The sequence below is a fragment of the Xanthomonas cissicola genome (genome assembly GCF_008801575.1).
Classification (GTDB): domain Bacteria; phylum Pseudomonadota; class Gammaproteobacteria; order Xanthomonadales; family Xanthomonadaceae; genus Xanthomonas; species Xanthomonas cissicola.
The window spans coordinates 23,588-34,167 of record NZ_VZPL01000048.1 but is presented as its reverse complement, the minus strand read 5'-3'; the positions used below and the strand labels follow the sequence as shown (position 1 = coordinate 34,167).

The 10,580-nt window shown below is 64.8% G+C and carries 11 protein-coding genes; 7 read left to right on the top strand and 4 right to left on the bottom strand.

What is annotated here, in order from left to right; translation table 11 throughout:
• On the bottom strand, positions 1-187 hold a 187-nt coding region (locus tag F7R02_RS17625; protein WP_151210039.1), incomplete at its 3' end, for a transposase.
• 218 nt (positions 188-405) lie between these two features.
• Between F7R02_RS17625 and F7R02_RS17620 the strand changes: the two genes are divergently transcribed.
• Positions 406-1,218 (top strand): TatD family hydrolase, encoded by an 813-nt coding sequence (locus tag F7R02_RS17620; protein ID WP_003489428.1) that lies wholly within the window; start codon positions 406-408, stop codon positions 1,216-1,218.
• Positions 1,219-1,358: 140 nt separating this feature from the next.
• On the opposite strand, the gene F7R02_RS17615 is transcribed toward F7R02_RS17620, so the two are convergent.
• Complete coding sequence (locus tag F7R02_RS17615) at positions 1,359-2,027, bottom strand: VOC family protein (RefSeq protein ID WP_167521052.1); 669 nt, start codon at positions 2,025-2,027, stop codon at positions 1,359-1,361.
• 331 nt (positions 2,028-2,358) lie between these two features.
• On the opposite strand from F7R02_RS17615, the gene F7R02_RS17610 reads away from it, so the two are divergent.
• Positions 2,359-3,237, top strand: a complete 879-nt coding sequence (locus F7R02_RS17610) for a hypothetical protein (RefSeq protein WP_033485892.1) — start codon at positions 2,359-2,361, stop codon at positions 3,235-3,237.
• A gap of 284 nt (positions 3,238-3,521) precedes the next feature.
• Here the strand turns inward: F7R02_RS17610 and F7R02_RS17605 are convergent, their stop codons facing one another.
• A complete protein-coding gene (locus F7R02_RS17605) occupies positions 3,522-4,409 on the bottom strand; it encodes a LysR family transcriptional regulator (RefSeq protein ID WP_078588993.1) in 888 nt (295 codons plus the stop codon).
• A gap of 96 nt (positions 4,410-4,505) precedes the next feature.
• On the opposite strand from F7R02_RS17605, the gene F7R02_RS17600 reads away from it, so the two are divergent.
• On the top strand, positions 4,506-5,786 hold the full coding sequence (locus tag F7R02_RS17600; RefSeq protein ID WP_015471612.1) for an MFS transporter: 1,281 nt from the start codon (positions 4,506-4,508) through the stop codon (positions 5,784-5,786).
• 19 nt (positions 5,787-5,805) lie between these two features.
• Here the strand turns inward: F7R02_RS17600 and F7R02_RS17595 are convergent, their stop codons facing one another.
• Positions 5,806-6,234, bottom strand: coding sequence for a MerR family transcriptional regulator (locus F7R02_RS17595; protein WP_003489031.1), 429 nt, complete (start codon positions 6,232-6,234; stop codon positions 5,806-5,808).
• Between the two features lie 89 nt (positions 6,235-6,323).
• On the opposite strand from F7R02_RS17595, the gene F7R02_RS17590 reads away from it, so the two are divergent.
• From F7R02_RS17590 to F7R02_RS17570, 4 genes are all read left to right on the top strand, one after another.
• Positions 6,324-7,244 carry an alpha/beta fold hydrolase gene (locus F7R02_RS17590; RefSeq protein WP_033479209.1) on the top strand — a complete coding sequence of 307 codons (921 nt, stop codon included), beginning with the start codon at positions 6,324-6,326 and terminating at the stop codon, positions 7,242-7,244.
• A gap of 279 nt (positions 7,245-7,523) precedes the next feature.
• Entirely contained in the window at positions 7,524-8,405 is an 882-nt protein-coding gene (locus F7R02_RS17580) for an NAD-dependent protein deacetylase (RefSeq protein WP_078588991.1), read from the top strand.
• An 80-nt stretch (positions 8,406-8,485) separates the two neighbouring features.
• Positions 8,486-9,583 carry an NADH:flavin oxidoreductase/NADH oxidase gene (locus tag F7R02_RS17575; protein WP_078589001.1) on the top strand — a complete coding sequence of 366 codons (1,098 nt, stop codon included), beginning with the start codon at positions 8,486-8,488 and terminating at the stop codon, positions 9,581-9,583.
• Positions 9,584-9,618: 35 nt separating this feature from the next.
• Positions 9,619-10,497 carry an NAD(P)-dependent oxidoreductase gene (locus F7R02_RS17570; protein ID WP_059027690.1) on the top strand — a complete coding sequence of 293 codons (879 nt, stop codon included), beginning with the start codon at positions 9,619-9,621 and terminating at the stop codon, positions 10,495-10,497.
• Positions 10,498-10,580 lie beyond the last annotated feature (83 nt).

Sequence of the window (10,580 nt, the reverse complement as noted above, 5' to 3'; positions counted from 1 at the left end):
AACGGTTCATGCGTGTGTAGACCGTATGCCAGTTGCCAAAGCGCTTGGGTAGGCCGCGCCATTTGCAGCCATGCTCGGCAACGTAAAGGATGGCGTTGACCACTTGCAGGTTGGTCATGCTGACATTGCCGCGCTGCGCCGGCAGGCAGTGTTCGATCAGAGAAAATTGTGCTGGCGTGATCTCCATGCCCAATAGTTTAATCGCTCGGGCCATTAGTGTTAACAGGCCCTAGCTGCCGACCTAGGCTTGGCCATACTGCGCCCGGGCGTTCAAGCCCGGCCGGCGCGCTTCCCTCCTCCGGCGCTGCACGCCACCTCTCCCGCCAGCGGGAGAAGGGAGGCTCAGCGGAGCTAACCCTCGCTCGTTACACTTACGCGGCTCACCCCCCACACGACACCCGCAGCATGCAATTGATCGATATCGGCGCCAACCTCACCCACGACTCGTTCGACCGCGATCGCGATGCGGTGCTGCAACGCGCACGCGATGCCGGCGTGGCGCAGCTGGTGATTACCGGCGCCAGCCGCGAGCATTCGCCGCTGGCCTTGCAACTGGCGCAGCAACACCCCGGATTCCTGTACGCCACCGCTGGCGTGCATCCGCATCACGCAGTGGAATTCACTGCCGAATGCGAAGCGGAAATGCGCACCCTGCAGGCGCATCCGCAGGTGGTGGCAGTGGGCGAGTGTGGGCTGGATTACTTCCGCGATTTTGCGCCGCGTCCTGCGCAGCGCAAGGCCTTCGAACGCCAGCTGCAGTTGGCCGCCGACAACGGCAAGCCGCTGTTCCTGCACCAGCGCGATGCGCACGAGGATTTCATCGCCATCATGCGCAGCTTCGAGGGGCGCCTGGGTGCGGCGGTGGTGCATTGCTTCACCGGCACGCGCGACGAACTGTTCGCGTATCTGGACCGCGATTACTACATCGGCATCACCGGCTGGCTCTGCGATGAGCGCCGCGGTGCGCATCTGCGCGAGCTGGTGCGCAACATTCCGGCCAACCGTTTGATGATCGAAACCGATGCGCCGTACCTGCTGCCGCGCACGCTCAAGCCGATGCCCAAGGATCGTCGCAACGAGCCGATGTTCCTGTCGCATATCGTCGAAGAGCTGGCGCGCGATCGTGGCGAGGATGTCGCGGTGACCGCCGCCAACAGCACGGCCGCGGCGCGTGCGTTCTTCCGCTTGTCGGCGCCTGCCAGCACCACGAGCGGCTAACACCATGTCGCAATCGTGGACACCACGGTGCGCGGATACCGCACTGCATGCGTGCCGCATGCCGCACCGAGCCGGTCGCATTGACCGGCGGTGAGCGCCGTGCTGCCGTGCGCGGACCCAAGTGGATCGGGCCGCGTCAGTTACGCCGCCAGCAACTCCCACCCCTGCGCATCGCGCAGCCGCAGGCCGGGTTCTGGCGCGTCCACGCTGATGCGCAGGCCGTCGGCCCAAGGCAGTTGCCGTTGTTGCGGAAACCACCGCCGGCGCCGGTCGACCACGATCAACAAGCCGTGGTCATCGCCCAAGGCCGCAAAGCCCTCCTGCGGCGGGGCGAAGGGTCGCAGGCCGAAATGATGCGCCAGGCTGCGCGTCACCACCTCGACATTGTGGCTAGGCAAGCCGATTTCGCTCAGGCACAGCAGTTCTTCGCCGCGGAACTGGCCTTCACCGGCCGCTGCATCCTGCAAGGCATTGCGCGCGATCAACTCCAGCACTGCGCCATCGGGCCCGCCGAAGTACACCGAGTGCGACTGCCAGGCGCCGTCCAGGGCGAAGTGCTTGCGACCGTGTGGATCGCTCAGCAAGGTGGCGCGTGCCCCAATCCACTGCGCAGCGGCCTGGAAACGCGATGGGGCCACGTTGAAGGCCAGATGCACGCTGCCCACCGGGTGCTGCGCCTGCACGCACTCCAGTGTGCTCCAGCCGATGCGCACCGTGTTGCCGTGTACGGGCAACTGCAGCACATCGCGGTAGAAGCGCAGGGTCAGGTCGGGGTCCAGGCAGGGCAGTACCAGATGACGCAAATGCATGGCGGCAATGTCGTTGGAAAACCGGCATTGAACGACCTCAAGCGCAGTTGAGGTCAAGCGTTTCACGCTGCGCGTCGTAAACGGTGGTGAGTAAGTGTCGGTCTGCGGGCTGCCCTTACTGAGTTTCGTCTGCAATTGCCGCATCGATCAATTTCGATGTTCACAGCCACTGGTTAGTTGCCCGACAGTTCGCTGCTTGGCAGGCCGGGCCTTCGCATACGCAAGCGGGATTTCCGTCGGCGTGGACGCGGCATGCGCATCGTTGCCTATGCTTTAAAAAAGAATGGGAGATGCAAAAATGGGAAACTGCCTACGCATACCCTCTGCACATATGGCGCCCGAGTTGCGGGAGCATGGCACCGCCGAAGCGTCCACCAGCACCCCCATGTCGCATGCAGGAAGCATGACGGCCGGGCCGCAGGAGCACGGTGCCGTCGAAAGTTGCGCCGGAAGCCAGATTGCCGATATGTGGCTGTCATCCCTGGAGCGACCGGCCCGCAGATCTTCCGGGAGTAGGAGCCAATCCACTGCCCAGTCGCGCCCCCAATCGAAGTTGGAGAAGTTGACCGAGACACGCCGATCGATGCTACAGCGCGCGATAATTCTGGATGACCAGTGGCGGAGTCTTCAGGAACGCTGCGCGGGAACAAGTGTCGGCGGCCGGCAAGCATCCAATCTGGATAATCTTAAGGGAATCATTGATCGGGACAAACAGGCGTTGGAGAGCATGGGTCATGAAGGTGGCTATATCGCTCAACGCCGCCTTGACCGAATTGATCGCAATCTGCTGAACTTTGAGAAAAAAATCGGCAATCAAAAGGAACTGGAATCACATCTTGCAAAAGCGACCGATTTTCTGGTCCGCCTGAAGCTGCTGAAACAAGAGCTCTCAACTCGAGGCGAAAACAATCACATCTTGAATGATATCGATTTAAATATAAAAGATTTGGAAGGCATCTCGAATGAACTGGCGGGGACTGATGCCAATGGTTCCGGCATCGAATACAACGGCTGCCGTGGGGGTGCTATCGCGTACTTCGATAGTGTCACTATATCGCTTGAAGCGATGCTTCGAAGTCAAGACCCAGGCTATTGGGATTATATGCGACCTGCGCTGGCCAATGTCCTAAAGGAAGGTTACTCGCCAAGCAGGCGGAAGGCGGTAAGCGATCCTGGGATGCACGATGGCGCCAGCGATGGCATTTCTTGAAGAGCGAGCCGCAGAGTCTCAATGATCTCCATAGGACGGCGATTGGTATTCCAAAGTGCAGCGACGTAACGTCTGCCTTGGTGTTCCCTGCGCGAGTAACAACCCGGGACTGCCCAGACTTCGATGATCTTGAAAATGATGGGTTCCAACTCAAACGATGCCTGCAGTGAGCGCCGGCCCCTCGCGGCCAGTGCAGGCGGTCGGCAATGACCGGGGCCCAGGATCAACATCGTCCAACGGCATCAAGCAAGAATGTCGCTGTATCGTAGGTCGTGTGGCCAGCGCTAGAGCAACTTTGCCAGCGCCCACAAATGCCGCACCAACGGTGTGGTTTCCAATCCACCCGGCGCGGCGGCCAGGGCCAGTCGCGCCAGCGGCATATGGCCTTCGATATCCAGATAGCGCACGCCGGGCCGCTGCAGCTGCGCGGTGGAGGCGGGCACCACCGAAACCCCCAGCTCGGCGGCTACCAGATTGATGATGGACGACATCTGCGGCGCCTCCTGGGTGATGCGCAAGGTCACGCCGGAGTCGCGGCAGGCGGCGAGGATTTCGTCGTACAGGCTCGAGCCGAAACTGCGCGGAAACAGGATAAAGGGCTCGCCGGCCAGCGCCGCCAACGGCGCGCTGTTGCGCGTGGCCAGGGGGGGCGCGGCCGGCACGGCGATCTTCATCGGCTCGTCGGCAAAGCGCAGCAACTGCAAATCCGCTGGCGTGCTCAGCCCATAGCGCACGAACGCTGCATCCAGACGGCCATCGGCCAGCCCGACCAGCAGGCTGGCGGTATTGGTCTCTTCCAGCAGCAATTCGACCTGCGGCCATTTGCGGCGGAAGTCGCGAATCAGGCGCGGCACCACCGGGCTGAAGGCGGCAGAGGCGGTGAATCCCAGGCGCAACCGTCCGGATTCGCCGCGCGCCACCCGGCGTGCGGTTTCGGCGGCGCGTTCCAAATCGGCAAGTACGCGGCGCACCTCGCCCAAAAACGCCTCGCCAGCCGCAGTGAGTTCGGCGCCGCTGTGCGTGCGCCGAAACAATGGCGTGCCCAGCTCGCGTTCCAGGGTCTGGATCTGCTGGCTGAGCGGCGGTTGGCCAATGCCCACGCGCGCGGCGGCGCGGGTGAAGTTGCCTTCTTCGGCAACCGCCAGGAAATAACGCAGGTGGCGCAACTCCATCCATCTGTTCCAGATATGGCAGCTGCCACCATCATATATTGGACAGGGGGTGACGGCAGGCGAATACTCGCCTTCCCACGTCGCACGTGCACTGCTGTGTCTTCTTCCGATCATCGCTCGGGTTCGCTGCCCGACCCATCCACGCGTTCCGACACCGGCGTCGATGCCCCCGCAGGGGTGCGCATTCGCGTGGCGTTGTTTCTGGCCGGCTTTGCCACCTTCTCGCTGCTGTACAGCGTGCAGCCGGTGCTGCCGGAATTCGCGCGCGCCTTCAAGGTGGACGCAGCGACCGCCTCGCTGCCGTTGTCGCTGGCGACCGGTGCGCTGGCGCTGGCGATCTTCTGCGCTGGTGCAGTGTCGGAAAACCTGGGCCGGCGCGGATTGATGTTCGTGTCGATCGCCATCGCGGCAGTGCTCAACCTGATTGCTGCGTTCCTGCCGCACTGGGGCGCGCTGGTGGTGGTGCGTACCTTGTCCGGCATCGCGCTGGGCGGGGTGCCGGCGGTGGCGATGGTGTATCTGGGCGAAGAATTGCCGGCCAGCAAGATGGGGGCGGCCACCGGCCTGTACGTGGCCGGCAATGCCTTCGGCGGCATGAGCGGGCGCATCGTGATGAGCGTGCTGACCGACCACACCGATTGGCGCACCGCATTGGCGGTGTTGAGCGCGTTCGATCTGCTGTGCGCGCTGGCGTTCTTCTGGTTGCTGCCGCCGTCGCGTAACTTCGTGCGCCGGCACGGCATCAACCTGCGCTTTCATCTGCGCGCCTGGGCCGGGCATCTGCGCGATCGCAATCTGCCGTTCTTGTTCGCGCTGCCGTTCCTGTTGATGGGTGTGTTTGTGTGCCTGTACAACTACGCTGGCTTTCGCCTGGGTGGGCCGGAATTCGGCTTGAGCCAGAGCCAGATCGGCATGATCTTCAGCGCCTATGTGTTCGGCATCGTCAGTTCCTCGGTGGCCGGTGCGGCATCGGACCGGTTCGGGCGCGGGCCGGTGGTCACGACCGGCATCGTGTTGTGCGTGCTCGGCGTGGCCCTGACCCTGGCGCACGCGCTGGCGTTGGTAGTGGCCGGTATCGTGGTGGTGACGATCGGGTTTTTCATCGCGCATTCGGCCGCCAGCGCATGGGTGAGCCGGCTCGGTGGCGCGCATCGCAGCCATGCCGCGTCGCTGTATCTGCTGGCGTATTACGCCGGATCCAGCGTGATCGGCGCGCTGGGTGGCTGGTTCTGGCAGCACGGCGGCTGGGGCGCGTTGGTCGGTATGTGCCTGACGCTGTTGGCGATCGCCTTTGCGGCGGCATACGTGCTGCGCCAACGTGCCGACGATGCACGCCCCTATGGCCGCTTTGCCCCGCATCCTGCGCGAGGCGAGTGATGCACAGCGACCGGGGCTTCTAGCGCGCCCGCTTGCGCCGTGTGGTTTGCGCGGCTGAAGACGTGGCAGCCCTCGCATCCGGGGCTGCCTGCGCCAAGGTTGCCGACAGACGCGCACGCCGCCGCTCCAGATCGGCCAGCTGGCGCTCGATCAGCTGCAGGCGCGCGCGATGGGCCTGCGCGGTTTCCGGGCACATCTGCGCGCCTTCCACCAGGCGCATGCAATCGGGAAAGCCAAGAATCTCATCCAGGTTGAAACCCGTTGCAATCAAGCGCTGTATCTGGCGTACCTGTGCAACGCACGCGTGAGGGAAGACCCGGTAGCCGTTGGCGCTGCGCGAGGATGTCAGCAACCCGTGCGCATCGTAATGACGGATCGAGCGCACGCTGGCGCCGGTCTGTTGCGCCAGCGCACCGATGCGCAGCAAGGGTTCGGAACAAGCGGCCATGCGCCTAGCATACGCTGCACGCACGGCTTGACCCTCACATTGGTGTGAGGCTGCAGGATCACGGCTCCTATCGTCTGGAGCTCACCCCGATGTCTGTTCGCCTCTTCCCCGGCAGACGCATGCTGCCGCTACGCTGCCTGTTGGCCTGCCTGTTGTTGGTGTGCTCGATAGTGGCGACCGCCAGCCCGGGCGCCATTGCTGCCACACGCAGCTATACCGTCACCGCACCCGATGGCGTGCGCCTGGCGGTGCAGGAGCACGGCGCCACCGACGGGCCGGCCATCGTCTTCGTGCATGGCCTGCTTGGTAGTCGCATCAATTGGGATGCACAACTGGCCGATGCGCGTCTGCAGCGGTATCGGCTGATTACTTACGATTTGCGCGGGCATGGCGTCTCCGGCAAACCGGTCGCCGCATCGGCGTATCAAGAGGGCACGCGGTGGGCCGACGACCTGGCTGCCGTATTGAAGGCCGCAAACGCGCGCGAGACGGTCCTGGTGGGCTGGTCCCTGGGCGGCGCGGTGATCAGCAACTACCTGAGCCGATATGGCGATACCGGGCTTGCCGGCGTGGTGTACGTCGACGGTGTGATCGAACTGCGCGCGGAGCAGTTGGGCGCGCATCCGGCGATCTATCGCGATCTGGTTTCGCCCGATCTGCGTACGCATCTGCAGGCGGTGCAGGATTTCCTGCGGCTGTGCTTCGCCACCCAGCCGCCCATCCCGGTGTTCGAGACCCTGCTGGCCAGCGCATCGCTGGCCTCATGGGACATGCAGCGTGCCGTGCAAGGCATGTCGGTCGATGTCGCCGGCCTGCAGCGCACGCGCCTGCCGGTGCTGCTGATGTACGGGGCGCGCGATGCACTGGTCGCCACCGAGCCGACGGTGGCGCGTGCGCGCCAGCTGCAGCCGCGCGCGCAGACCGTGCTGTATCCGGACGCCGGGCACGCGCCGTTCCTGGAGGACAGCGCGCGTTTCAATCAGGATCTGCTGCGCTTTGTCGAACACTGAACGCGCCGCGCCTTGAGCGCCGGCAGCCACACGTGGCCAACGGCGCGAATGGATCGGAACCAACTGCGTGGCCATGGCGTGATGCTGTACCGTCCCCGTGCCTGCATCCAGGGCGGCGCGTTGCGCGTATTTCGGTGTGCGTCTTCACTCGTCGACGACGGCGTGATGTGCACAGCTATGCGCGAGCAAGCGCGCCGGTCTGGTGGCCGACACGGCGCCGCAGCGGGCCGTGCACGTGGCGCTGGTGCAAAGTGCTCCCATGGCTTCCGGAATGACCACATGACCGCTGTCCCTGCCCACGACCACCACACGCTGCAGGACTTCATCGAGCGCCATCAGCGCCTGTTCGTGCTGACCGGTGCCGGCTGCAGCACCGATTCGGGCATTCCTGATTATCGGGACCTGCAAGGCGGCTGGAAGCGCCCGCAGCCGGTGACGTTCCAGGCGTTCATGGGCGAGCTGTCCACGCGGCAGCGCTATTGGGCGCGCAGCCTGGTCGGCTGGCCGCGCTTCGGTCTGGCGCAACCCAATGCCACCCATCATGCGCTCGCTGCGCTGGAGGCGCGTGGCCAGTTGGAAGTGCTGCTCACCCAGAACGTGGACCGCCTGCATCAGGCCGCTGGTAGCCAGGCGGTGATCGATCTGCATGGCCGGCTCGATGTGGTGCGCTGCATGGGCTGCGAGCGGCGCATGCCACGCACCGAATTTCAAGTGTTGCTTGAGCAGGCCAATCCAGGCTGGGCAGCGCTAGAGGCCGCGCAAGCGCCCGATGGCGATGCCGATCTGGACGATGTGGCCTTCGAGCATTTCGTGGTGCCGCCGTGCCCGGTGTGCGGTGGCGTGCTCAAGCCGGATGTGGTGTTCTTCGGCGAAAACGTGCCGCGCGCGCGGGTGGAGCGTGCCTTCGCGCATCTGCAGGCCGCCGATGCAGTGCTGGTGGTGGGCTCGTCGCTGATGGTGTATTCGGCTTTTCGTTTCGTGCAGACCGCTGCACGCAATGGGTTGCCGATCGCCGCACTCAACTTCGGGCGCACACGCGCGGACGAGCTGCTGACGTTGAAGGTGGAGCAGTCGTGCGCGCAGGCGCTGGCGTTCCTGCACGCGCCGCCGCATTTGCCGCGTGCACGCAGCGTCAATGACGCCAGTGCGCGCTCTGCATGACGCAGTGATCCATCGCAGCGGTTGTGCCGGCGCGCGCGGCGCAGTGCAATAAGCACCCCATGTCAGCTGTGGATGCCGCCTTGAGCCAGTTGTTCTCCCCCATCGCCTTCGGTCCGCTTGCGCTCGCCAACCGGATTGTCATTGCGCCGATGTGCCAGTACTCGGCACAGAACGGCCGCGCCAGCGATTGGCACCGCATCCATCTGGGCACGTTGTCGCAATCCGGCGCCGGCTTGCTGATTCTCGAAGCGGCCGCAGTGGTACCGGAAGGGCGCATCAGTTACGCCGATCTTGGGTTGTACGATGATGCGACCGAGCAGGCGCTGGCCGAGGTACTGCAATCGGTACGACGCTGGTCGCCGATGCCGATCGGCATCCAGCTGGCGCATGCCGGGCGCAAGGCGTCGACCGATCTGCCGTGGAAAGGCGGCGAGGCCATCGCGCCCGACCATGCGCATGGCTGGCAGACCGTGTCTGCATCGGCGCTGCCGTTCCGCCAGGGACAGCCGGCGCCGCAGACACTGGATGAGGCGGGAATCGATGCCGTGGTGGACGCCTTCATCGCATCGGCAACGCGTGCCGAACGGCTGGGCCTGGAGTTGATCGAACTGCATGCCGCGCATGGTTATCTGATGCATCAATTCCTGTCGCCGCTGAGTAACCAGCGCAGCGATGCATATGGCGGTTCGCTGGAAAATCGCATGCGGCTGACGCTGCGCATCTTCGATGCGGTGCGTGCGGCAGTGTCGGAAAAAATCGCCGTTGGCGTGCGTATCTCGGCCACCGACTGGGTCGAAGGCGGGTGGGATGCGCAGCAGAGCATCGCCCTGTCGCAGGCGCTGGATGCACGCGGTGCGCATTACATCCATGTCTCTAGCGGCGGGCTCGATCCACGCCAGCAGATTCCGCTGCAGGCGGGCTATCAGATTCCGTTCGCGCAGGAGATCCGCGCGCAGGTGAACACGCCGGTGATTGGCGTAGGCTTGATCATCGAGCCGGCGCAGGCCGAGGCGATTCTGCAAGAAGGCCAGGCCGATGCGATCGCGCTGGCGCGTGGCATCCTGTACGACCCGCGCTGGCCGTGGCATGCCGCCGCGGCGCTGGGCGCCTCGGTCACTCCGGCACCGCAATACCTGCGTTGCGAACCGCGCGATGCGCGGGGCGTGTTCGCCAACTGATTTGCACCTGACGTCATACCGAACAAGGACACCGCATGCCGATAGGATTTCTGGGCTTGGGCACGATGGGCCTGCCGATGGCGCACAACCTGCTGCGTGGCGGGTTCGCGTTGAGCGTGTGGAACCGGTCGCCCGAACGCGCTCACTCGCTGCGCGATGCGGGCGCCACGGTGGTGGAGCAACCGCGCGATGCCGCGCACGGCCCGCTGCTGTTTTCGATGCTGGCCGACGACAACGCAGTGCGCCAGACCTTGTTGGAGCGTGGCGTGCTGGATGCGCTGCCGGCGGGCAGCGTGCACGTCAACATGGCCACCATTTCGGTGGCGCTGGCACACGAGTTGACCGCCCTGCATGCCGAGCGCGGTGTGGCCTACGTGGCCGCGCCGGTGCTTGGGCGTGTGGAGGTGGCCGAAGCCGGCAATCTCAATATTCTGGCCGCCGGCGATGAAGCGGCCGTGGCCAGGGTGCAGCCGATGTTCGATGCGCTGGGGCAGAAGACCTGGTACATCGGGCGCGCACCGGAGCAGGCCAATGCAGTGAAGCTGGCTGCCAACTTCTGCCTGGCCAGCGCCATCGGCGCCATGGCCGAAGCCAGTGCGCTGGCACGCGGTCATGGCGTGGATGCGACGCAGTTTCTGGGCATGCTCACCAGCACCCTGTTCGCCGCGCCCGCCTACCAGGGCTACGGCCGCCTGATCATGCAGCGCGAATACCTGCCGGCGGGTTTCACCGCCACGCTGGGCCGCAAGGACGTGGACCTGGCCATCCAGGCTGGCGCCGACAAGCAGGTGCCGATGCCATTGGGCGAATTGCTGCGCGCAGGGCTGGACGAGGCCATTGCGCATGGCGACGGCAACGCAGACTGGGCGGTACTGGCGGAAGTCTCGGCGCGGCGCGCAGGGCAGGTCGCCTGATCGCCATTGCGCAACGCGGATTGAGTCCTGCGCAAGGCACTTCGCTTCACGCCAAGGCGGCCCACCGCTTGCTCACCTAAACA

What these genes read in the sequence shown, in the direction of transcription:
- F7R02_RS17595 (WP_003489031.1), bottom strand. Translation starts at nt 6,234, where the DNA reads ATGGCCGCTTGTTCCGAACCCTTGCTGCGCATCGGTGCGCTGGCGCAA.
- F7R02_RS17620 (WP_003489428.1), top strand. Translation starts at nt 406, where the DNA reads ATGCAATTGATCGATATCGGCGCCAACCTCACCCACGACTCGTTCGAC.
- F7R02_RS17615 (WP_167521052.1), bottom strand. Translation starts at nt 2,027, where the DNA reads ATGCATTTGCGTCATCTGGTACTGCCCTGCCTGGACCCCGACCTGACC.
- F7R02_RS17610 (WP_033485892.1), top strand. Translation starts at nt 2,359, where the DNA reads ATGGCGCCCGAGTTGCGGGAGCATGGCACCGCCGAAGCGTCCACCAGC.
- F7R02_RS17590 (WP_033479209.1), top strand. Translation starts at nt 6,324, where the DNA reads ATGTCTGTTCGCCTCTTCCCCGGCAGACGCATGCTGCCGCTACGCTGC.
- F7R02_RS17580 (WP_078588991.1), top strand. Translation starts at nt 7,524, where the DNA reads ATGACCGCTGTCCCTGCCCACGACCACCACACGCTGCAGGACTTCATC.
- F7R02_RS17570 (WP_059027690.1), top strand. Translation starts at nt 9,619, where the DNA reads ATGCCGATAGGATTTCTGGGCTTGGGCACGATGGGCCTGCCGATGGCG.
- F7R02_RS17605 (WP_078588993.1), bottom strand. Translation starts at nt 4,409, where the DNA reads ATGGAGTTGCGCCACCTGCGTTATTTCCTGGCGGTTGCCGAAGAAGGC.